The organism is Neobacillus terrisolis (genome assembly GCF_051233475.1).
Classification (GTDB): domain Bacteria; phylum Bacillota; class Bacilli; order Bacillales; family Cytobacillaceae; genus Bacillus_BU.
Window position 1 is genome coordinate 1 of record NZ_JBKFGH010000002.1, and the last position, 24,948, is coordinate 24,948.

Here is a 24,948-nt window from a genome sequence, read left to right on the forward strand (position 1 = left end):
TAAGGCGCTGGGGGACAGTCCCCCAGCGCTTTACATTGCTAAAATTTATTGAACGGTTACTTTATGAATCCGGCCTTCCGACATGTATTCAAATGATGGCTTCAATGTTCTCACATAATCTACCGTTGCTTGGAGGTCTTCCGGACCTACCTCTAAATCGGTAGAGACTGCACCAATTCCGTATTTCAGATTTCCATACATATAGTTATTAACCACCACTGTATACTCATGGGTTGGGTCAATTTTGCTTCCGTCTGGCAAGAAAATATCTACCACCTTGCCTGATTTCGCAACACTATCATAAGTGTAAGTGTACTTAAACCCGGAGATATGGAAATCAAGGCCGCTTGCCGTAATCTGATTATTTAATACCGTCTCTAAATCAGCACCGCTTAATTTCACCTTGTTCAATACATTCCCAAACGGCTGAATGGCGAATAAATCACCAAATGTTACTTCACCTGCATCAAGGTTTGCACGAACTCCTCCACCATTCATCAGCGCAAAATCGGAGTTCATTGCTGCCTTCATACCATCAGCGATCAAGTTTCCTAATGGCAAATCAGCAAATTCCCCTGTGGTGGACGGATAACCTTTTAATAGTGTATTAGCTGAGCTTCCGACAACCTCCGCTTTTATTGGAGCAACTAAACTTTCATATTTTTGCATGATAAAGGAAACCGTTGGATCAGGAGTGTAATTGGCTTGATAAACCGTTACAACTTCCGCTTCTTTTTTCACGATCTCACCCGTAATCGGATCAAGCTCAAGATCGACATCAGCGAATGCTGTCCCGTAAGAATAAGCCTGTACAATTAATTTTCCATCAACCTCTTTATCCACATTAACATGGTTATGTGCCGAGAAAATCATATCTACTTCATCGTCCACTTTTTCAGCAATCGACGTTGCATCAAACAAATCTGCATAACCTGTTTGTATTGCAGGATTGTGGGCGAGAACAACGATTGCTTCAATCCCCTGAGCCTTTAATTCCACCGTATATTTATTGATGGCTTCCGTTTCATCAGTGATTTGGAGCGTTTCATTTCCTTTACGCACAATTATATTAGGGGTTTCTTGGGTGACAACTCCAATAAAGCCGATTTTCACCCCACCTACTTCTTTAACCGCATAAGGTTCAGTGATCAATTGACCCGATGCAGAATCATAAGCATTGGCAGCCACAACCGGGAAGTTCATTCCATCGTAGCCCGCTGTGCCCTTAGGATGATCGCCGCCTTTAATCATTCGCTGTAACTCAACAATCCCCTCATCAAACTCATGATTGCCTAGAGTACCAACATCAAAACCCATTGCTTCCATAACTTCGACCGTCGGCTCATCCTGGAATAATGCAGATACTAATGGACTTCCACCGATCATATCACCAGAGTGAACGAGGAGCGTATTTTCATTTGTGGCTTCACGCTGCTTAACGGCTGCCGCAGTGTATTCCATGCTTCCAGCTAGTTGGGTTCCAAGTTTTGTATCCGTATCAAGCTGACCGTGTAGGTCGTTCAAACCTAGCAATTGTACTTTCACATTTTCTTGAGGAGCTGGTGTTCCAATATTTAGTTTAAAAATGCCAAAACCCGTTGCATCGGTTTTTCCCGTAAAAGAAATATTGCTTCCTTCTTTAAGATAAGCTTCTGCTTTTGGTGAAGTCGTAAACGTCACATTGACATCACCGGATATTGGGGCAATCGACCAGTTTTGATCAGCGGTCGGCGTAATCACTTTTAACTCTGAAATATAATCCATTAAGATTTGGCGGTTCTCATCTGCAGAATCAACCACTAATTCGCTGCCCTTCACGCCAGGAAAATTGCCGCCTCCCCCGGCACGATAATTATTTGTTACCACAATAAAGTCTTGATTCAGGTCAAGCGGTTGTCCATTATAGGTTAAGTTGACAACACGGCTTGATGAGGCGTTTACTAAAGTTCCACTAGGAGAATATTTTGCCGGTTTCGTTACATCAATTTGGAATTGCACACCATCGATAATATCAAAATTGTAAACCGGAAACGCTGGGTTTAATAACGGCTGTTCTTCCGTTTTATTAGGATCAATTTGATTGAACTTGCCTGCAGTCATTTCGAGCCATTCCTTAACAACGGACCCCTTTATCTTAATGGCTTTTAATGTATTGTCATACAAATACAAATCGCCGGCACTACGGATCGTTAAAGCACCTTTTTTTATTTCTGTGTATTCTTCAACCCCGTTTCTTCCAGCTTTGAACGGTGCACCAACTGAAAGGATTGGTAGATTTTTATATTCAGGTTTGCTTTGGGCAATATATTTTTCTACATACCATTTCTGGGCATTTGTAACGACTTGAATCGATGGGTCATCTTGTACAAGCGCAAAGTAGCTATGAATATCATCAGTTGTTTCTCCAATAGGGGTATTTACATAATTAATAGTGGCTTCGTGATCCGGCTGAACGGCATCTACGATTGATTGGACCGGACTTACGGTTGATTGGGTTACCGTTTTCCCGGTAACAGGATCCTTTACATCTTGATAAATTTCACGGGTCGAAGATTGCGAGTTTACTACTGACCACTTGCCATTGTCTTTTTTTAGCGTAAGGTCAATAATTCCTAATGAACCGCCCCCGTATCCTGCTTGAACGGCTGGAACACCATTGATTGTGCCTTTCGTGTTATCAACACCCGGCAAAGGCTTCTTATCTGCTCCTAAAAATAAACCGTCTAGGGCAGCTTCGGTTTTGGCAGGGAATACTTTGTGTGTATGGGAGAATGTAACTGCGTCAATACCAGGAACCTCTGTTAGAGCGTAAATGACATCTTCTGTGTTGAGTTTGTTTGCACTGAAGCCGGAGTGCGTCATCGCAACAATGATGTCTGCTCCTTCTTCTCTCATTTGCGGAATAAACTTCTTAGCTGTATCGACGATTGATTTTGTGACAACTTTCCCATTTAGATGAGCATTATCCCACTCGCTAATTTGTGGAGGCACGAAGCCGATATAACCAATTTTTATGACGTGCTTTTTGCCTTGCGCGTCGACTACTTTTTTGTTGAGAATTTTGTAAGGGGTAAATTTATTTTGATCATTGTTCGGGTCATTATCATGGTCGTCGATATACACATTTGCATTAACATAAGGGAAATTTGCATCGTCATATGCTTCTTCAAGAAAATCGAGACCATAATTAAATTCGTGGTTTCCTAGTGTGGCCATATCATAATCCATTTGATTCATCGCTTTGAATACCGGATGAACCTCACCGTCTTTGAGCGGTTCGATTTTTGCCTTATACGTTCCGAGCGGAGTTCCTTGAATTAGGTCCCCATTATCGACTAGGACACTATTCTCAGCCTCTTTACGTGCCTCTTTCACAAGGGATGCGGTTTTAGCCAGTCCAACTTTTTCGTAAGCTGCGGCTTTGTAATAGTCGTAGTTTAATAGATTAGTATGGATATCTGTCGTTTCCATAAGTCTGAGGGATACTGTTGGAGACTTTTCTTCTTTTGTTGCTAGGACATTTACTGGTGTTACATTTTTTTCTGCGGTCGCATGCGTTGTTGAAAGGAATGGGACTGCGAGAAGAGTTACTGCCAATGTAGTTGATAAAAATTTCTTGGCTTTACGAAACTTTCTTTTATTCATCCTTTTTCACCTTCCTAGTAACATTAAATTTTTCAATGCATCCATAGTAAAATTGCCGACAAGCACAATATAACAGAAAATTATAAATTTGTGTTACATTCCATCTAATATTTTTGTAAAATTACAATTTTTTCGTAAATTATGTCGCAAACGTAGAAAAAGTAGTTTACCGCACTAAAGCGGCGGGGGACAGTCCCCCACCGCTTTAGTGTGCAAAAGAGTTGTATGGTTTTTAGTTTTTGATATTTCGATAAAATTTGATGATGAATAAGGTAAACAGGGAATGTGAAAAAACAAGTTTAAGTGTGGTTCCGAATTTTCTGTTATATTTAGTATATAGGTTCATTTTTTTATCATTTCAAAAACATGGAGGGTGTTATGACTCGTCTAACCGACCACCTGATCGTGATCTCATTTGACTGTCTTTCCGCTTTAGATTTTCCAATGCTTCAAGATCTTCCCCACTTCCAAGAGCTGTTCAAAAATGGATCGTATTGCAGGAATGTTGAAACGATATATCCTTCCGTAACCTACCCTTGCCACGCGACGATTGTGACAGGAAATTTTCCAAACCGGCACGGGGTAATCAACAACACCTTTCTTCAACCCGGCAAGCACTCGCCAGACTGGTATTGGCATCGTCGGCACGTAAAGGGTACTACCCTTTATGATGAAGCAAAAAAAGCTGGTTTGACCACAGCCGCATTGTTATGGCCGGTAACTGCGGGGGCAAAGATTGACTATAATATGCCGGAGATTTTTGCAAATCGGCCTTGGCAGCACCAAATCGCTGTTTCACTAAGGAACGGAAGTCCACTCTTTCAGCTGGATATGAACCGACGCTTTGGTCATCTTCGTAAAGGACTTAATCAACCGGAACTAGATGATTTTGTGCTTGAAGCTACTGTTCAAACGATCAAGACAAAAAAGCCTAACCTATTGCTCGTTCATTTTACTGATCTAGATACGCAAAGACACTATCATGGCTTTTCTTCAAAAGAGGCGATGGCAGCCATCCAGCGTCATAATGACCGGCTCGGAAAAATAATCGAAGCCTTAAAAGAAAGTGACATTTATGAAAAATCAACCATTATTGCCCTTGGCGATCATAGTGCACTTGATGAATCTAAAGCCGTCAAGCTAAACGTATTATTGCGTGAGCATGGACTTATTGAGGTTGATCCTCGCGGGAATATAACAAACTGGAAAGCATATTGTAAAAGCTGTGATGGCTCAGCATATATTTACATTAAGAACCAAGCTGATTTTGAAACAAAGGAAGCGATTAAAGAGCTAGTTAACAAGCTTTTACCTGACAAGCGAAATGGAATTGAGGCCGTACTAACAGGAGCTGAAGCTGGTGCTAAAGGAGCTGATCGAAATTCGTTTCTGATGCTTGAAGCACTACAAGGGTATTATTTTAAAGAAGACCACCACGGAGAATATATTGACGTGATTACAGAGGAGGATGTTAAAGCGAAGCGTTATACGGTTGCATCCCATGGCTATTCTCCAGAAAAAGAAAATTATTCAACGATTCTAATTGCATCAGGGCAGGGGATTCGCGAAAACGTTCAGATTCCATCCATGCATCTTGTGGATGAAGGTCCGACATTCGCACGATTGCTTGATCTTAATCTTGGTGATACGGATGGTAGATTGATAGAAGAATTGTTAACCGGATAAAGATGCGTTTTATACTTAGTTCTCATTTTGTAACCTTCTTTACTTTTTAAAAGATGGCTGTGTTAAAGCTCAGTGTTGATTTTTTTACACAATGTTGATTGGAGCGGAAATCAACATTCAAGTTCAGCAGAGCCTAAAAAAATAGATATAGGAGGAAAACCTATGAAGGGCTTTACAAAAGAAGAGAATAGTTGGATGTTTTATGATTGGGCAACCTCTGCTTATTCGATTATTATTTCGACGGCAGTGTTTCCGTTATTTTATAAAGCATCTGCCACGAATGCAGGGGTAAGCTCTGCAGATTCTACTGCATACCTTGGCTACACCATTTCTTTTGCGACATTTCTATTAGCGGCACTGTCGCCCATTTTGGGAACTATTGCCGATTATCAAGGCTTTAAAAAACGTTTTTTCAGCTTCTTTTTTGGATTAGGAGTGCTGTTTACTGCGTTATTAGCCGTGGTGCCAAGTGAAAATTGGCTGCTCTTATTAATTATTTATACAGTAGCGGTGATTGGCTCATCGGGGGCGAACATTTTCTATGATGCCTTTCTCGTCGATGTAACAACAAAAGATAGGATGGACCGGGTCTCCGCCCGTGGCTTTGGGTTGGGGTATATCGGAAGCACCATTCCATTTATCATCAGCATTGCAATCATTATTTTGGCGCAAAATAAAACATTGCCGTTGTCAGTTACTGCCGCGAGTCAAATTGCCTTTTTGATTACCGCGATTTGGTGGGGTGCCTTCGCTATCCCCATGTTTAAAAATGTTCGGCAGCGGTATTTTATTGAACGCGAGCCAAACCCAATTGTGAACAGCTTCAAACGAATTGGAAAAACCTTAAAAGAAATTCGTAAATATCGAGCTCTGTTTTTATTCCTGCTTGCTTATTTCTTATACATTGACGGGGTTGATACGATTATTACAATGTCCACTGCGTACGGAACGGATTTAGGTATCGATTCTACCAATCTTTTGATTATTTTATTTGTAACCCAGGTCGTAGCCGCGCCATTTGCGATTCTTTACGGTCGTATGGCGAAAAAATTCACCGGAAAAAGAATGTTGTATGTTGGGATTGTTGTTTATATTTTTGTTTGTATTTATGCCTATTTCTTAAAAACAACGACGGACTTCTGGATTTTAGCGATGCTCGTCGCCTCGTCACAAGGCGGGATTCAAGCACTAAGCAGAGCCTATTTTGCCAAGCTTGTTCCAAAACAGAACGCCAATGAATTTTTTGGATTCTACACGATTTTTGGTAGATTTGCGGCCATTTTAGGACCACTACTAGTTGGAGCTACCGCGCAGCTTACTGGAAGCTCAAGCAGCGGCGTGTTCAGTTTAATCATCCTATTTATCTTAGGATTAATTATCCTGTCCCGTGTCCCAAACCCAGATCCAGAACCAGATGAGGTACTAATTTCATAAGAGAAATAAACACCACCTTTAACGCACTAACGCACCGGGGGACAGTCCCCCGGTGCGTTAGTGCGTTAATGTATAAAGAAGAAAAAGCGCTGAAGTGGTTTACTTTTGGCGCCTCTTTTTTTGATATCGTTATTGGTATAAAATTCACTTTATATGGATATTAACAGGATCATCAGAGAGAGGTGCAACATGACAAAAAGAATGATTTCGATTTTCTTCATGATTTTTAGCTTCACTATTTTATCCGCCTGTGAATCTGAACAGGATATCGATAAACTTATTCAAAACTATGTTAAAGAAAAATACGGATTTACTGCTGATATTACCAATCGTGAAGGTAAGAACGAAGGAAATATGGGGGACAGAACTTACACCGTTCAAAAAAGCAGTAAACCTCAAATTAAATTCCAAGTCCACCTAACAGGCATGCTGAAATCTAAAATCGAAGGCGATAATTATCATGATCAAAAAAAAGCATATGAGTTAAGTCAGAAATTTTTCAAATTCAATCAACCAAAACTAGAAATGCTGAATTTTGAGGATGTTTATTTTACAGCTTCAACTGGTGGACTTGTAGTAAATGCCGTCTCAAGTAAAGAAATATCCTTTAATCAACCGGGCTCGATTGATCATTTACTTGAATTTGTTCTTATCGCAAATACCTTTAAAAATGAGCATTTGCCATCCACAAGCAGCATTGAATCCATAAAAATATTCAATAAAACAACCAAGCTAACGTTCGCTTTAAATGAAATAAACACGATTACCAATAAAGATGCCCTATTAAAGGAGCTTAATAACGATCCGGATTTTGTGAATGACTCCTTGTTCAAAAGAGATTTTACAGCGTTTCAATTAATGGAAAAAGAGCTTGAGAAAATCGGCTATAGGTTTACAAACGGATTAACAATTGGAATGGTGAAAGAATCAATCTATTGTTACGGGAAAAATATAACAAACGGAGAATGCACTGGGGGCTATGAAGTCAAATTGGATGGCCCAAAAGATCCCAAAAATTTATTTGCATTGGTTCAGATCCTAAAAAACAATCAAGAAATCAAAATAAAGGATATTGTTATTCCTGGAAGTCCCCTAATCATGATTGAAAATATAGAAAGCATTACAAGCGCCCAGCAGATAAAACTCATGTTGGATAAATAAAAAACCCGCTCTAATCCGAACCACTCCATTAAAGCGTCACAGCACCGGGGGACTGTCCCCCGGTGCTTTAATGTGGTAATGTATTGAGGGACTAATTCCTGGTGCTTGTTTTTACACGTTTAAATCCCTTTTTTTGAAAAATGTGTAGGTGACGATAATGAGAAGTACGCTTACAGCTACTGACAGTATCACAAATACATTATCTAGACCTCCGCCAAACATGACGTCTTTAGCTTCAAAATATTTAAACGGAGTCAAATATTTTAAGCCTTCAAGATTCTCGTTCAAATCAATGATGATTGATAACATATAGGTGAGTAAAAGAATACCGGTAGCAACCGAAGCTGCTTTTTTGGGTTTACTTTTAATAGAAGCCAGTGCCGTTCCGATCACCATAAACAAGACCTGCAAAAAGAACATTCCCGCCATTGTAAGAGCAATATCCCCATTTACATCTTCACCAGAAGTATTCAATCTCCCAATATAAAAGATCAACGAACCAAGAGTAACAAGATTAAAGACGACCACATTAGTAAATGCCGCTAGCAATTTTGCGGTAATGACGGTATTCCTTGAAACTGGCTTCACGAATAAAAACTCAGATGTTTTATCCCGCTCTTCTTTTGCAATTATCGACGCCCCCAGCATCACTGCATGGATGGTCGCCATTAATAACAGATAAATATATAAGATTGTATAATAACCGCCAATCGTCGATAAATCAACTTCACCAAAACCCATTACGGCCTTTAACGATTTTGGCATATCTGCCATCAGGTCATTAATTGATTGGCCAGATGAGGAGTATGCTTCGTATTTAGCCATACCGGATACAACCATAAAAAATACACCAATGCTCCAAATAATCAGCGATTTACGGTTCGCTTTTAATTCTCTCCAAAATACATTCATCCAGTAACCCTCCTTGTAGCCCAATTTTTCGGCCAAAACTTAAACAGAGTGGATATCCTTTTTGGCATATACAAAATAGCTAGCCGCAGTGGCAAGAATAATAATGACTGCTCCTGCAATTAAAAATGATGTTTCATAACTAGAATGGTTCATAATATAAGTCGTATCAAAATACTTAAACGGTGAAATATAACGTTTCGCTTCCTCACCAGATGTATCAAAAAACATCCCTAAAAAATAAAAAGCAAAAACGGTCGCTAGGGACACCGTCAGCACAGATTTAATATTTTTCATCAGTACAGAAAGCATGATCCCTAGTGCTAAAAACATCAATTGGACAAACAACACGGTGAGTGAAAGCAACATAAAGAGCTTGAAACTAAAGTCATCTGTCTTCACCTGCTGCATAATAAAACTTGCGGCGGCCCAAAAGAAAATATTCGTTATGAAAATTGAAATTAATGATGCCAATAGTTTAGATGTTAAAACAGTTGTACGCGTAACCGGCTTGGTTAATAAAAAATCAGCCGTTTTTTCCCGAACCTCTTTGCTGACTATGGAGGTACCTAGATTCATTGCTTGTATTGCTCCACAAAGAGTAACAAAGGTTAATGGGAAGCAATAAAATCCCAAAATAGTAAAGAAGTTTCCCAGGTTAACACCGATTGCATTTCTTATCGCCTCCGGATACCCCTCCATAATCTTCATAAACTGCTCCGAGTCCTTTACAAATGAAGGATAAAACGACATATATAACATAACGATAGCCATTAAGGAAATGGACCAGATGATCGTAGATTTCCGATACGCCTTCAATTCATGCATAAATATATTCATCGTTTTTAAGCCTCCTTCTCGTAGTAATGCAAAAAGATCTCCTCAAGGTCTGGTTCTTCAATCCATAGGTTGGCGATTTCAATGTCAGAAATCTTTTTCAATACAATGTTAATGTTGCCTCTAAACAAGAAACTGACTGTCACGCCCTTGACCTCTAGTTTTGTCACGCCTTCTAAATTAAAATAATCTTTATCTACTGGGGTTTTCGTTACAACTTTGATTTTTTTATAATTATTTTCCTTTAACGTACTAATCTTTTCGACCGTAACGATTTTACCTTCTTTAATAATCGCAACACGATTACATAATCTTTGGACCTCGCTTAAAATATGGGAAGAAAATAAAATAGTCGCGCCTTTTTTATTCTCTTTTTCAAGCAAATCAAAGAATTTCTGCTGCATTAACGGGTCAAGACCGCTCGTAGGTTCATCAAGAATAATCAACTTCGGTTCATGAAGGAGCCCTTGCACAATTCCGACTTTCTTTTTGTTCCCTAAAGACAGATCATCTATTTTCTTTGTTAAATCAAGATCCATTATTTCTGCTAATTCTTTAATTCTTTTTGTACAATCCTTTTTATAAAAGCTAGCTGAATATTTTAATAGGTCCATCACTTTCATATTGTCATAATAAAATACTTCCGATGGCAGGTAGCCAATCTGCTTCTTTATTTCAGGACCAAATTGAACACAGTCTTTTCCGAAAATCTTTGCACTTCCGCTTGTTGGATAAATTAATGACAACAATGTTCTAATCGTAGTCGATTTCCCAGCACCATTTGGTCCAATGAAGCCAAAAATCTCACCCTCTTCAACATTAAAGCTAATGTCGGTAATCCCTCTGGCCTTTCCGTAGGTTTTAGTAAGATTATTGATCTCAATTACATTCATGATAGAACCTCCCTTTTTCATTCGGAAATATATAAAAGCAGTAAAATCAACTTATTTATAGAAAGCATTCTTTAAAATCTCACAATAAGCTTCCATTTCTGTCATCACTTCGTCTAAAAAAGCCTGATCCAAATCTACTTTAAGTGCTTTGTCCTGCTGCCTGTATGCAAATCCTTCCATCGTCCAAAAAATAATATTCAATGTTTTTTCGAGATCAAGACCTTCCTTAAACTTAGTAAGGTCGATATCGCCAAATAAATCTTTATAGCCGCTCTCCAATAATTTTTTCATCTTAATGTCTAATTCTGTCTTCACTTCAGGGGAGTCCTCAGTGTAGACGCTTTTTAAAAAATTAAACATTTCAGGGTATTGGTTAAATAACTCGAATTTAAGGAAGGCAACCAGTCTGTACCTTTTGAAAATATCTTTTTCATCCCAATCTACTTTTGCAAGGATCTCTTCCATCGTTATTTCCATGAAATGGTCGTATAAAAATAAGTACAGATCCTTCTTATTATTAAAATAATGGAACAATAACCCTTTTGAAATTCCAGCCTCTTTAACAATTTCATTGGTTGAAGCATTTTGATAACCTTTTTGTGCAAACTCCTTTAATGCTGCGTTTAAAATCCGATCTTGCTTTTCTTGGTTTAGATTAAGAAACTTTGAAAACATCGGGTTCACCTCCATAGGAAACTTTCTTTTGCAGCATTTTTCAGTTTTGACTCATGTGGTCAATTTCAGTATATTCCCGTTGACCTAATCGGTCAATATTTATTTTATGTAACAAAATGATCGCTATACTAATTTTCCTATAAATAAAAAAGCTTACCCCGAAATATGGGATAAGCGTTATCTTAGTTTTTATATATAACCGTTTCTCCTAATTGTAGACTTTTAGCCACGTCAATAATCCGCTGATTACTGCTCCCTTTGTAAAGAAGACTTAAATCCCGCTTCTCTAACTCAAATCGACCATCCACCAATACATCAATGGTTCCTAGCAGGCTTATATGACTTCGATTAACAAGCAATTCTTCAAACGTGTACCCGGTGTAGCACCAGATATTTTTTCCGGCCTGCTTTAAAGCTTTTGCTAATTCACTCACATCATGACTTTGCAGAAAAGGATCTCCTCCACTAAAGGTTACATTGGTCAGTTCGTTATTCATGATTTCTGTATAGATTTGCTCCTTTGTCATGTCTGTTCCATTTTCCATTTTCCAACTTTGCGGATTGTGACATCCAAGGCAGTGATGAGAACATCCGGCAAAAAAGACGACACTGCGGAACCCTTCCCCATCAACAATACTGTCATGAATAATATTTATTACTTTCATCAGCCAACACCCACCCCTTTTCAAACAAGTCTTTGTAAAATTCAGTTGGAAAAAGTGTTGGTCAAAACGACCAACACTTTTCTATTAATGGTGATGAATTCTTTCGCGTTCCTCACTTCGTTTACTGCTATTCCATTTATCTAGACTTCCAACTAAGTATCCTGTGATTCTACGGATTCGCTCAATTTTAGATTCCTCATGGTTTCCGCATTTCGGACATTCGTTTTCAATAATTCCTTTATGGTTACAGTCTAAGCAACGATCAACCGGATGATTGATACTTCCATAACCGACACCATATTTTTGCATAGCCCGAACGATCGTATCTAATGCATCAATATTTTTGCTTGCATCACCGTCGAGCTCAATATAAGTGATATGCCCAGCATTGGTCAGTTCGTGGTATGGCGCTTCAATTTTAATTTTGTCAACTGCCTTAATTTTGAAATATACCGGAACATGGAAGCTGTTTGTGAAATACTCCCGGTCGGTCACCCTAGGTATGATTCCATGCTTAGCTCTCGCTTTTTTCAATGCCTTCCCGGCAAAAGATTCTGCAGGAGTTGCAAGCAATGTGTAGTTCATCCCGTATTCTTCTGTGGCAGAATCCATTTTTCCACGCATATATTTAATGATGTCGAATCCTAATTGTGCTGCTTCTTCGCATTCTCCATGATGTTTTCCTGTCAGCTGAACTAGCGCTTCAGCTAATCCTACAAAACCAATAGAAAGCGTTCCTTGCTTTAGGATTTCATCAAGCTTTTGGTGCGGATGCAGCATTTCCCCGTTCCACCAAACACCTTGTCCATAAAGGAATTTGAAATGGGAAGCGGTCTTTTGAGCCTGATAAAGGTAGCGGTCATATAGCTGCTTTACTGTTAAATCAATATAATGATCAAGCTTGCCAAAGAAATCCATTACACCATCCGATTCAATTGCCAGGAGTGGCAGGTTGATCGTTGAAAACGAAAGATTTCCTCGACCTAATGGTGTTTCTTTACCGTTTACGTTTGAAATGGTGCGCGTTCTACAGCCCATTGTCGCAATTTCGGACTGTGGGGTTCCATCGTAATATTTCAAATTAAACGGCGCGTCAAGGAACACATAGTTCGGGAACAACCGCTTCGATGTTGTTTCTAATGATAGTCTGTAAAGGTCATAGTTTGGATCACCTTCGTTAAAGTTCACTCCATTTTTAACCTTGAACACAATAATCGGGAAAATCGGGGTTTCGCCTCCGCCTAATCCGCCTTGTGTAGCAAGAAGCAGATTCTTCGTAACCATTCTGCCTTCTCTTGAAGTGTCCGTACCTAGGTTTACTGAGATGAATGGGACTTGCCCCCCGCCCCTACTATGCATCGAATTACTATTATGTATAAATGCCTCACATGATTGGAAAACCTCTTGGTCCGTCAATTCCCAAGCTTTTTCTTCGATGATTTCCTCTTCCATTTCACCAACCATTAACTCTTTAATCATCTTCTTCTTTTTTTCAAACGTCATTCGAACATACGGTGCTAAATCGTAATCAAAAGTCGGGATCGATTGGCCCCCGTGCTGATTGTTTTGATTTGCCTGGAAGATGATACTGGTTAGCGCCAAGGCACTGGTAATGCTTTTCGGCTCTCTCATATGCCCGTGGCCTGTGTTAAAACCACCTTGCAAAACTTTTGCTAATGGAATCTGGCAGCATGTCGTTGTTCCGCTGGCATAAAAATCTAAATCATGAATGTGAATGTATCCGTCCATATAAGCTTGTTGGACATCTTCAGCAAGTATGTGGTCGATCACAAATGATTTCGCTGAAGAGGATGCAAACAACATCATCATTCCCATTGGTGATAAACCATCTACGTTGGCATTTTCTTGTACTAAATCCTTGTTACTACTGTTAACAATTTCTTTAAATTCTTCAAACAATTTCGATTTCATAGTTTTCCCCTTTCGGTAAAAACCCTATATTTAGTATCACGAAAATAATCTTATCACAATATGTTGTATCTATTTGTGAAAAATTCATTTATTTTTTGTGACATTTTGGAAATTTATCCAAATTTTTTTTAGTTTTTTATTGATTTTTTTTTAAACACCACAACTAAGAAATTTTCTCTTTTTTTCTCATGTCGATGAACAATTTAACACTTGCAGCTGTTTTTATTTTTTTATATAATATGGACTAATTGCATAAGTTGAATGTTTTCTAGGGTTCCGCAGCTTTATCTTAGTTGGTCTGGTCCGAGAGAAAACTCGCAGCTTTTGCTGTGACACGGAAGGATAAAAGCCTGGGAGATACTATTAATATGGTATATCCCAGGCTTTTTTGTTTTCAGGCTAACTGAAGGGAGTTTACACAAAAATGAATAAGGAATGGGCAAAAGTATACATTGGTGCCTTCTTTGAGGTGATCTGGGTATCTGGTTTAAAACATGCAGATGATCTGTTGACTTGGATAAGTACAATCGTATCGATAATTATTAGTTTTTACATGTTTATCATGGCAGGAAGAAAATTGCCTTTGGGCACTGTATATGCCGTTTTTGTCGGTCTAGGAACCGCCGGAACGGTCGTAGCAGAAATCCTATTATTTTCTGAACCCTTCAAGGCTGAAAAGCTGTTTTTCATTCTACTGTTATTAGTCGGGGTTATCGGGCTTAAATTTGTAACACATGATCAAACAGAGGAAGGAGTTGATTCCTGATGGCTTGGGTCTCGTTAATTGCAGCGGGGTTGGGGGAGATATTTGGGGTAGCGATGATCAATAAATATCATCTAGATCGCAAGTGGAATTCCCTTGTTCTAATAATACTTGGTTTTGGCAGTAGCTTTCTCCTACTCACCTATGCCATGAAATCCATCGCTATGGGAACAGCGTATGCGATCTGGACCGGAATCGGTGCCTCTGGTGGAGCAATCATCGGCATGCTTCTTTATAAAGAGTCAAAAGACTGGCGTCGAATCCTCTTTATCGCCATTATCATCATCTCCGTAATCGGCCTAAAACTTGTATCCTAACCGAGGACTGTCCCCCCACCTCACTAACGCAGTAAAGCACTGGGGGACAGTCCCCCAGTGCTTTACTGCGGTGAAACGCTTGGGAATTGGAGGGTGAAGGTGGTTCCTTTACCGAGTTCGGTGTCTATCTTTATTTTCCCTTTCATTGATTGGACGATTTGAAATGATATCGTTAAACCGACTCCAGTACCTTTTTCCTTTGTCGTATAAAATGGCGTGCCCAATTTTTTTAACTGGGATTTCGTCATCCCCTTCCCATTATCAATGATTTCAATGACGACCTCTCCACTTTTTTCATACATATTAATTGTTAAAGTTCCACTCATTTCCATCGCTTCAATACCGTTCTTGATAATATTTACTAAAACCTGTTTAATTTCGTTCCTGTTTCCTCTTATAAACAGGTCATTTTCGATGGCCGTTTGAATCGATATATTCTGTATATTCGAATACGATGTCATTAATTCAATCGTTTTCTTAACCTCATCCGAAATATTGATCGAGGACAATTCTCCCGTATGTGGCTTTGCTAACGATAAGTAGTCATTAATAATCGATTGGGCATGGTCTAACTCGTTCATCGCAATAGCAATATAATTTCTCTGTGAACTATGTAAGTTATGGTCATCGACCATCAACTGCAGGAACCCGCGGACTGATGTCATCGGATTCCGAACCTCATGTGCAACAGATGCCGCCAATTGGCTAATAACATTTAATTTTTCAGCTTGCTGTAATTCTTCTCGGAGTACTAATTGCTGATTTACATTTTCAATGATAATCATAACCACAATTAAGCAAACCCAGGTGATCGTATAAAAAATGCACATGAAAAGGATTTGTTCAATTTCATTTCGAGTAAATAAGGTTATCAAGACGATAAGGGTGTTCACCCAAAATACAATGCTTGCAAAAATGAGCTTTTGATTCTTTTGCAACACTGCAATTTTTCGCCTAATAAAAATAAGAAAAAAACTTGTTAAAGAATAATTGATAAGTACTACATAAAATCCGTCTCCACCAATAATAAACCGGTAGGTTAATAGGGCGACAGCCATAATAATACCCGGTATTGTCCCACCATAAATGAAAGAAATAATAAACGGGATCATTCTAAAATCATATATATATCCTTCAGAAAATGTAATCGGGAAGGACATCGATAGACCTAAGGTGAGCAACATTATTAGAGTAAGCTTCCAATTCAGCTTCTTTCGTTCATTATTTTCATCATTAAAAAATAAATGATATACCAAAATTGGAAAAAGCACGATAAGTACTTGATATAAAACAATCTCTGCATCAATAAACATAAAAAATCCTCCGTAAAAATATAGGAGAGAAATGATAGTAAAAATTTTCTCGTAAAATATTATATTATATTCCGTTCTTTATTCACTATATTTTCTAAAAATTAATTATATTCGACAAAAAAACAAGCAGTTTTATCATCACTGCTTGTTTTTTTGTCGAATTTATTAGTGTTTTACGTTTCAATTTAAAGATTCAGTTCCACCTGATGATCTTTTCCGTCATCGTGCAGCTCTACAAACGGCGGATTGTCAGCAGTAATGGGAACAGGCTTTCCATTAACAGTTAAACTCTTTTCACCATCTGAGCCCCTTTTAACCGTAATCATATACCGTGATTTTCCAAAACTATAGGTGACTGAGAAACCTGGCCATTCTGCTGGAATTTTAGGATCAATATACAGGTGATTTTCTCTGCGGCGAATACCTAGAATCCATTCAATTCCAGCTTGGTACAACCAGCCTGAAGCCCCTGTATACCATGTCCACCCCGCATGCCCCTCATTTGGTTCCGCAGTATATACATCGGCCGCAAGAGCATACGGCTCACCTGTATAGGTCATTACTTCTCGATCGGTGCGTGTATGAGTCATCGGATTTAGCATCGAGAACATCTCAAATGCTTTATCGTTTTCCCCAAGCTGACAACTGGCAACAATTCCCCAAATGACACCATGAGTATACTGGGCACCGTTTTCTCTAATTCCCGGCGGATACCCCTGAATATACCCAGGACTTGGGTCCGTTTCATCAAATGGCGGAGTTAACAGTCGAATGACCGAAAGTTCCCGCTCGACCAATTCACGATCGAACGATTTCATTGCTTGAATCGCACGATCTTTTGGGGCACCTCCAGAAATAACAGACCATGATTGGGCGATAGCATCAATCCGGCATTCTTCATTTTGAATAGAACCTAGCCAATCTCCTGAATCTGTAAAGGCACGACGGTACCACTGGCCATCCCAAGCATGCTCATTAAGAGCATCAATTAATTGCTGGCGCCGTTTCTGATAAGTTTCAACCCTGCTTAAATCACCCTGTTGACGACAAAGCTCAGCAAATCGATTCAACACATCACAAATGAACCAGCCAAGCCACACACTTTCACCACGGCCCTTAACACCAACAAGGTTCATTCCATCGTTCCAATCTCCTACCCCGATAAGCGGCAACCCATGCTCCCCGATCCGGTTTAAAGCAAGATCGATTGCTCTTAAGCAATGTTCATACACTGTACCCGTTTCAGAGGAGCGTACGGTCGGTTCATACCGTTCATGTTCATCCTCACCAAGCAGGTCACTAACTAAAAATGGTGCTAGTTCATCTAAAATAGTTCGGTCACCTGTATGTTCAATATATCGTGACACTACATATGGCATCCAAAGCAGGTCATCAGAAAAAGTAGTCCGAATTCCTCGTTCGGTTTCTTCATGCCACCAGTGTTGCACATCTCCCTCTAAATATTGATGGGAGGCATGAAGAATAATTTGTTCCCGTGTTTTCTCCGGCATGGTATGGAGAAGTGCGAGTGAATCCTGTAATTGGTCGCGGAAGCCAAAGGCCCCTCCTGCCTGGTAAAAAGCAGTTCTAGCCCACATCCGACAAGCCAGCGATTGATACAAAAGCCAACCATTCAACAGAAAATTGGTTTCTTGTGAAGGAGTTGACACTTGAATTTGGCCCAAATGCTGATCCCAAAAACAGGTTACCTCCTGCATGGTTTGCTCGCAAACAGAAGGCTGACGATACTTTCGAACTAGGTAAATGACTTCCTCCTGGGAGTCCGCACAGCCAAGCAAGATATAGACAACCTGTTCCTCGTTTGGCAGTAGGTTTAACTTTGCCTGAACCGCACCGCACGAATCGAAATGCGAGCCTGTCCGCCCAGATAATTGAACTCTTTCCATTGCTGCAGGTCGGTCCATTGAACGGTTTCGTCCAATAAACTCATTGCGGTCTGCAGTCCAAGATACATGTTGGAAAGAATCTGGAGATTCAGCTGTTTGTTCATTCTCACTCTTTGCACCAGCAACATTTATCTTCCTATCCATCCCTGATTCAGGGTAAATCCCCAAGAAAGCAGTAGCCTCTTTAAAGATTTCTTGATAGGTGTTCCGAGCAGTTAAAACTTGTTCTGACTCAATCCAATCCGTCACAATATAAGGAGCATTGGCTTGCCTTTGAACACCTAATACCCATTCTGCATAATACGTAAGCGAAATAGTTCTTGGCTCCGTGGTTTTATTTTGCAGTTTCATTTTTATGATTTTTACAGGATCCTCAAGTGGGACATAAATGTTCATCTCGTGTTTAATTCCATATCTTTCATGATCAAACCTCGTAAAGCCTTTCCCATGAGTTATTTTGTACGGTTCATGGGTATGGGCAATAGATGGTGCAACAGACCAATTTTCCCCGCTTTCTTCATCCCTAATAAAACCTGTTTCGGTTGGGGGATCAAGTACAGGATCATTCGACCAAGGTGTCAGCTTGCATTCGCGGCTGTTCCTCCACCACGTGTAACCTGTTCCCATTTCTGAAATGAGACATCCAAAGTTTTTATTGGCCAAAACATTAATCCAAGGAGCAGGCAAATGATTCCCGTTTTTGATCAGAATACGATACTCCTTTCCATCTGGAGAAAATCCCCCCCAACCATTGAAAAACAACCATTCTTTTGTTTCCTCTAATAACGTTTGACCAAAACCACTACTGGCAGAATGATAGTTGCTTTGAGAAGTACCAGTTGGGTTTAATTGTTCAGGAACAGCAATTTGAGCTTCTTCCTTTGATAAACGAATTTGGGCGAACAGACTTGGTCCGCCGGCTCGTAAATCAACACGGGCGACTGCCTTCAATAAGGTCTTATTTTCCTCAGTTAATTGATTAGCTGGAATTACATAAACCCCTGACACACCTGCCCCAAAACGGTCTACTCCATGTTCTGCAGCCTGTTTGAGGGCTTCTTGTAAATGTTGGTGATATCCTTCTTCTGATTCATTAAGAAGAACAAGGTCAAACAAAAGCCCCAGTCTTCGCAAATATTCATGACCTGTAAGCATTTTAACGACAAATGGTAGTTGACTGCGATTATCGATGCGGATAAGCACAATCGGTCGATCACCAGATACTCCAAAACTCCATAATCCGGATTGACCCTTTTCATTTGCAATAATACTATTTTTGCGTTCGTCACGAAGTGGCGGAGTATATAGAACCCGTCCTGCTAAAGTCTGAAAAAGGGTTGCTTCACGATTCGTCAAATGCAAATTTCGAAGCTCAATTTGGCCCCGATTCCAAGCCATTTGAAACGTTCTTTCCACTTCTTGATAAGGCGCAAACCTGCGAACGATTTCAATGGCCTCTTCTCGTGTATTACTAACAGAGGTAACAGAGATTAATTGAACTTGACTACCCGGTTTCACCCTAATTCTGCGTCTCATTACGAATGCTGGATCGGCTACTGAACCTACCCTGCCACGAAGACGTGATCGAATCCCCTTAGGTTCAGAGAGCTGATAACCTCGTCCAATAAAGCTTGATCGATCGGTTTCATACTCGATTGTCCCAAGCCCCTCACCTTCAACCATGAGAGTATGAGCAGACCATAATGTCTGATCCTTTGCTTCGCGTGGTCTTCTGCCCGCAACTAAGCAACCTGACTCTGCATCAAAAGCCGTTCGGATAAACAGCTTGCTAAAAGCAGTATGTGCCACATCGGCAATCGGATTTGCCAATGCTAATTCGATAAAAGTTGTTACCTCTAGTACCTTTACCTCGCTGCTAGTATTGGTTAAGGATATTCTTCGAACCTCAGCATTCCACTCTGAAGAAACACAAATTTCCATGCTCGTTTTTACATCGCCATCTTCACGCATAAAAGTTGCGTGATCAAGTCCAAATAGAACCCTTTGTTCTTCAGCTTCTACTTGGCAGGGCTGATAAGATGGTGACCACAGCTTATCCGTTGCGATATCACGAATATATACGTAGCTCCCCCACGGATCCAACACAGGATCCTCTCTCCATCTTGATACGGATAACCCTTTAAACTGACTAAACCCGCTGCCTGTGGTTGTGACCACGGTTGTAAATGTACTATTGGAAAGCACACAAACCTCTGGGACAGCTGTATGGGGAGAATCATACTCCCTGACAGTTGCAGTATCCTGAACAATTTTCGAGAATGGCTCGTGGATTCGATGTAAGGCTGGATGCATAATGAACTTTGGATTTTTCGGCACCCGTTCTTGCAAAAGAAGTTCGGCGGAACGAATTTGTTTATTACGGTGAAATCTTCCAACCATCGTTTTAGGAAGCAGGACATTTGCAAGAGTTAATAAACTCATTCCCTGATGATGGGCCATGAAACTGCGAATGACAACATGCTGTTTATCTTTTGGCAGCCGCTCCTGTGTAAAGTCCAAAGCTTCATAATATCCGTATTTTCCGCGACCTTTCATCTGTTCAATTTGTTTTAAAGCGGAAAGTGCCTCATCCTTCGCAAATGGGAGCGCAAGAATAGTAGCATACGGAGCAACTACTAAATCTTTCTCCAGTCCTCGTTTAAATCCGAGCCCTGGAACACCGAATGCGCGGTATTGGTAATTCATTTGAAAGTCAAATGCATAGTAGCCGGATTCGGATATCCCAAATGGTACCTCTCTTTGCTTGGCATATTCCATTTGCCGACTTACAACAGCGGCATACGTATCGTCCCACAAAGTATTTCGATAGGTCCGCATGAACAACCATGGCATTAAGAATTCAAACATTGTCCCAGACCAAGACAATAAGACAGGTCGTTTCCCGACCTTCGTCATTGTTCTTCCAAGCGCATTCCAATGTGAAACGGAAATTTGACCAAGAGCAATCGCAACAAAGCTGGCAATCCTTGCTTCCGAAGCCATAAGATCATACAGGATTTCATCGCGTTCATTTCGATCTGCATGATACCCTAAAGAAAATAATTTAGAAGTATGATCATACAACGGGCGGAAATCCGTTTCTTGAATTAATTTATCTAATCGTTCAAGGAGTTCATTTCCCCGTTCAGCCCAATTGACCCGGGTGTTTTTTCCAAGTTTTTTGCCTGATGCAAGTGGAGTAATTTCTTCTGAAAAGGCAATTTTTAAAGAACTTGAATCCTCCACCTGATCACCGGATGACTTGTTGATTTCATCATAAACCGCTAGCCACTCGGCCAAGCCCTCTTTTACCGCAATAAGACAACCCACTAAATTTCCCGAATCCACAGTTGATACATATCTAGGTGATAATGGATGTAACGAGGTTGTATCGTACCAATTGTATAAATGGCCTTCCCACTTTTCCATCCGCTCTAGCGTATCTAAGGTTCGCGAAAGCCGTGATATTAACCCAGGTGTGTCGATAAACTCAAAATCACGGGCAGCTAATGTACAAGTAAGGTACAAGCCAATGTTCGTTGGAGATGTTCGATGCGCTACCCCATTCGGTGGCTCTATTTGCACATTATCAGGTGGTAGCCAGTTCTCTTCTTCGGTAACATAATCTTCATAAAAGGACCAAATTTCATGAGAAAGCTTTCGCAATTCTTCAGTTTCTTGTTCTGAAAAAGACAGACGTTTTTGCTCCGATGGCTGATCAAGCCAGCGAATGACCAGCGGTGCAGAAAACCAAAGTGCACTAAAAATGAAGCCAATGACCTGGACAAACACATTTTCATTAAAAAATGTTGTGAATAAAAATAAACCGGTTAATACATATCCTCCTGCCAATCCAAGTAAAACAGGAGAACCATTCTGCTTGCTATTGCGGTCTTCTTCACTTGAAGAAACCCATTCTAATAAACGTTTTTTAGAAAAGAATAGGCGATATAAAGCCCGGCCAATTCCATCCAGTACAAGGATGATTTGAAAAGGTAGGGTCACAATAGAAACCAATATTTGGCCGATTGTATTGACTAAACTGCGTGGATATCGAACCCAAGTCTGAAACGTAAATAAATGCCGTATGACTGGCAAACATAATGTCGCAGCCACTAAAGCAAACCAGCGGAGTGGAGATCCCGGTAAAACCGTGACAGCTAATAATAGGATCGCAAATAAGATTGGCTGTACTAGGCTTCTCCTTAAATTATCAAGAATCTGCCATCTTGTTAAAATCGATAAGTCAACAGGAACTAACTCACCCTTTCGATTATACGATTTTGGTAACAGCCAAAGTAATAGTTGCCAATCCCCTCTGATCCAGCGATGTTGGCGCTTTTGATAGGTACTAAATTTGGCTGGATGGCTATCAATTAATTCGATATCCTGAAGCAATGCAGCACGAAGAAATCCACCTTCAAGTAAATCATGACTTAACACTCTATTTTCTGGTATTCTCTCACACAGTATTTGAAAAAACGCATCAACATCAAAAATCCCTTTTCCGGTAAAAATACCTTGTCCAAGCCCATCTTGATATGGATCAGAAACAGCAAACGAATAGGGGTCAATCCCTGGGTCTTGTGACCAAAGATTGGCAAAGCGAGATTGCATCACAGACTCGTGGCTCATCCCAATCCTTGGCTGGAGCACACCATAGCCTTCGATGACCCTTGTCTTGGCATCATTTAAAATGGGACGATTGTAAGGTAGATGAAGCGTACCGATCATTCGATGTGCGCTTTCGTGTGGAAGCTGAGTATCTGAATCAAGAGTAATAATATAGCGAATTTGGTTTAACAATGCTAAATCGCCATCAAGATATGTAAAGCTTGTCGTCTTACTCCCCTTTAGAAGCTCTGCAAATTCTACTAATTTCCCACGTTTTCTCTCCCAGCCCATCCATACCCCTTCAGATGGATTCCATTGTCTTCTTCGTTGAAAAAGATGGAATGTAGTTTCTGGATATGTACCACGTAATCGGGAAATCCCCCTTTGAGCCGCCTTAATTATTTGCTGATCCTCCTCGAGCATTTCTGATTGTGCATCGACAAAATCACCCAAAAATGCAAAGTGAATATTAGGGTCCCGGTTAGCTAAGTAATGCAATTCAAGACGATCAATTAGGTCATCAACTTCCTCAAGTGTTGACCAAATAATTGGAATTACGACCATCGTTGCCGCATCTTTTGGAACCCCTTTTGAAAAATCAAGCCTTAATAGCGGCACAGGATTCCTAACACGCTCAATGGTCCAGTGAGCAGCTGTAACAGCCCATTCTAAGGCAGGCAGTAACAGAACGATGAGAGCAATCGCCACATCAACCGGTCCAAGAACTGAATCCCACCCAATCCAAATTAAAAACCCAATTAGGGCTAGTGCACTGAAAAAAGCGATCATATTAAAATACGTTCCGGTTGCCCGACGCAGTATCCCGGTTTCGGGAAGAGCTCTTGGTTTCCCACACATCTTAAGTGCTTGTCTTAACTGCTTAACGCCATTAGGATCAAGCAAATAATAGGCTACAAAAGCTTTTCGGGCTCGTTGTTCTAAAACTTCAGGTTCGTGTTGTTGCAAATATTGGTCAGCAAGCTCCACCGCCTGAGTGGCTACAAGGTTTTCTGGCAAATTGAAACGGTGGGCCAATTGTTCAACTTTTCTTCGTAAAGAGTTTCGACTAGAAAAATCTAATTTTGCATAATCGCCTGAACTTTCATTCCGTAACGACCTTTCTACCATACTTATTTGTTCAAAGGTGACATTCCAATCCCATCGTGACAGCCTTCTGATACTCGTAATTAAATGCCCGGTGGTTACTTGATAAGCTGCCTGCATCTGATACTCATACGATAAAATATGATCTAAGCTCTCAGGACCATTTTCTAATTTGCAAATCAGCCATTCTCCTACGGTTGCTGAATAGTCAGCACGTTCCCGAAGATGTTTCACCAAATGAACAATCATTGGACCGGAAAGAGGAATTTCTTGACCAGCATCATCTAAAACTTGCTTCAGCTTTTCAGGAGTAATCTCGTTCGTTTCAATTCCGGAAAGCAACTGATCAACCATAGTACAGACATCCCTGCGCTCCTTAATCGTATTCATAATCTCCGTTAGCTGCCGGATAAGGGCCACTCTCATAATCACCGAGATGGACCAAACCTCAGCAATCGTTAAAATCGAGACTTCCTGGTAGGAACGAAGATAAGAAATGAAGGAATCAATATGCAAATTTCCATCGTTATGCTTTAAATAATCGGTACAGATAGAAAAAACTCTCGACTCTCCAGTTTTGCTTAAATGAGGTAAAAAGCTCACAAATTTTTTTGTTAATTGTTGTTTTACGACCAATACTTGTTCTTCCAAAAATTCAGCATTATCCAATAACCATTCCTCTGCTGGCTGAGCACAAGATGAACGATTTTCGTGGAGATCATGCACGAAACTGCGTAAATTCTCAATATTGGATTCATTTTCACGCCAAAATTGTAGTGATGGCTTACGACTAATAAAAGGATCATGGTTCAAAGCCGTTTTGTGAGCCTCTTCTCTGAGCTGTTCTTGATTCAAAATCATATATTTATCCCCCAAAATAGCTTTTAGCAGTAAGTGCTTATTTGTGTATACTGATAAAATTTTCCCATTCTGGTCAGAAAATATGCATTTTCGATTAAAAAAGAGAGAAAAAACACAATAGAGTGCTCAACCACTAATAATATTGTGATAAGCACAAAAAAAGAGACTGACACTTAAAAGAATGTCAGCCTTTTTGTTTATTTAAACTAAAAAAAATCAAGATGGGTGATCC

General features: G+C 40.1%; 14 protein-coding genes and 1 riboswitch. Of the genes, 5 read left to right on the plus strand and 9 right to left on the minus strand.

Going from position 1 to position 24,948, the window contains the following annotated elements:
- Window positions 1-45 precede the first annotated feature (45 nt).
- Window positions 46-3,645 (minus strand): bifunctional 2',3'-cyclic-nucleotide 2'-phosphodiesterase/3'-nucleotidase, encoded by a 3,600-nt coding sequence (locus ACI48O_RS00440; protein ID WP_435559724.1) that lies wholly within the window; start codon window positions 3,643-3,645, stop codon window positions 46-48.
- A 378-nt stretch (window positions 3,646-4,023) separates the two neighbouring features.
- On the opposite strand from ACI48O_RS00440, the gene ACI48O_RS00445 reads away from it, so the two are divergent.
- From ACI48O_RS00445 to ACI48O_RS00455, 3 genes are all read left to right on the plus strand, one after another.
- On the plus strand, window positions 4,024-5,331 hold the full coding sequence (locus ACI48O_RS00445) for an alkaline phosphatase family protein (RefSeq protein ID WP_435559725.1): 1,308 nt from the start codon (window positions 4,024-4,026) through the stop codon (window positions 5,329-5,331).
- A 162-nt stretch (window positions 5,332-5,493) separates the two neighbouring features.
- Window positions 5,494-6,765, plus strand: a complete 1,272-nt coding sequence (locus ACI48O_RS00450) for an MFS transporter (RefSeq protein WP_435559726.1) — start codon at window positions 5,494-5,496, stop codon at window positions 6,763-6,765.
- 189 nt (window positions 6,766-6,954) lie between these two features.
- On the plus strand, window positions 6,955-7,926 hold the full coding sequence (locus ACI48O_RS00455) for a hypothetical protein (RefSeq protein WP_435559727.1): 972 nt from the start codon (window positions 6,955-6,957) through the stop codon (window positions 7,924-7,926).
- A 111-nt stretch (window positions 7,927-8,037) separates the two neighbouring features.
- On the opposite strand, the gene ACI48O_RS00460 is transcribed toward ACI48O_RS00455, so the two are convergent.
- The 6 genes from ACI48O_RS00460 to ACI48O_RS00485 all read right to left on the minus strand — a co-directional run bounded on the left by ACI48O_RS00460 (window position 8,038) and on the right by ACI48O_RS00485 (window position 13,837).
- A complete protein-coding gene (locus ACI48O_RS00460; protein ID WP_435559728.1) occupies window positions 8,038-8,838 on the minus strand; it encodes an ABC transporter permease subunit in 801 nt (266 codons plus the stop codon).
- A gap of 39 nt (window positions 8,839-8,877) precedes the next feature.
- A complete protein-coding gene (locus tag ACI48O_RS00465) occupies window positions 8,878-9,675 on the minus strand; it encodes an ABC transporter permease subunit (RefSeq protein ID WP_435559729.1) in 798 nt (265 codons plus the stop codon).
- Between the two features lie 5 nt (window positions 9,676-9,680).
- The gene (locus ACI48O_RS00470; RefSeq protein ID WP_435559730.1) at window positions 9,681-10,565 is read right to left on the minus strand and encodes an ABC transporter ATP-binding protein; all 885 of its coding nucleotides are present in this window, start codon (window positions 10,563-10,565) and stop codon (window positions 9,681-9,683) included.
- 51 nt (window positions 10,566-10,616) lie between these two features.
- Complete coding sequence (locus tag ACI48O_RS00475) at window positions 10,617-11,240, minus strand: TetR/AcrR family transcriptional regulator (protein ID WP_435559731.1); 624 nt, start codon at window positions 11,238-11,240, stop codon at window positions 10,617-10,619.
- Window positions 11,241-11,422: 182 nt separating this feature from the next.
- Window positions 11,423-11,905, minus strand: a complete 483-nt coding sequence (gene nrdG / locus ACI48O_RS00480; protein WP_435559732.1) for an anaerobic ribonucleoside-triphosphate reductase activating protein — start codon at window positions 11,903-11,905, stop codon at window positions 11,423-11,425.
- Window positions 11,906-11,989: 84 nt separating this feature from the next.
- Window positions 11,990-13,837, minus strand: coding sequence for an anaerobic ribonucleoside triphosphate reductase (locus tag ACI48O_RS00485; RefSeq protein ID WP_435559733.1), 1,848 nt, complete (start codon window positions 13,835-13,837; stop codon window positions 11,990-11,992).
- Window positions 13,838-14,094: 257 nt separating this feature from the next.
- Window positions 14,095-14,196, plus strand: a riboswitch (guanidine-I (ykkC/yxkD leader).
- 65 nt (window positions 14,197-14,261) lie between these two features.
- Between ACI48O_RS00485 and ACI48O_RS00490 the strand changes: the two genes are divergently transcribed.
- Window positions 14,262-14,603, plus strand: coding sequence for a DMT family transporter (locus ACI48O_RS00490; protein ID WP_435559734.1), 342 nt, complete (start codon window positions 14,262-14,264; stop codon window positions 14,601-14,603).
- Window positions 14,603-14,917: a DMT family transporter gene (locus tag ACI48O_RS00495; RefSeq protein WP_435559735.1), complete on the plus strand. Its 315-nt coding sequence runs from the start codon at window positions 14,603-14,605 to the stop codon at window positions 14,915-14,917. Before ACI48O_RS00490 ends, ACI48O_RS00495 begins: the two co-directional genes overlap by 1 nt.
- Before the next feature lie 62 nt (window positions 14,918-14,979).
- On the opposite strand, the gene ACI48O_RS00500 is transcribed toward ACI48O_RS00495, so the two are convergent.
- Both ACI48O_RS00500 and ACI48O_RS00505 read right to left on the minus strand, forming a co-directional pair.
- Complete coding sequence (locus tag ACI48O_RS00500; protein WP_435559736.1) at window positions 14,980-16,230, minus strand: ATP-binding protein; 1,251 nt, start codon at window positions 16,228-16,230, stop codon at window positions 14,980-14,982.
- 185 nt (window positions 16,231-16,415) lie between these two features.
- Window positions 16,416-24,716, minus strand: coding sequence for a glycoside hydrolase family 94 protein (locus ACI48O_RS00505; protein WP_435559737.1), 8,301 nt, complete (start codon window positions 24,714-24,716; stop codon window positions 16,416-16,418).
- Between the last annotated feature and the right edge of the window lie 232 nt (window positions 24,717-24,948).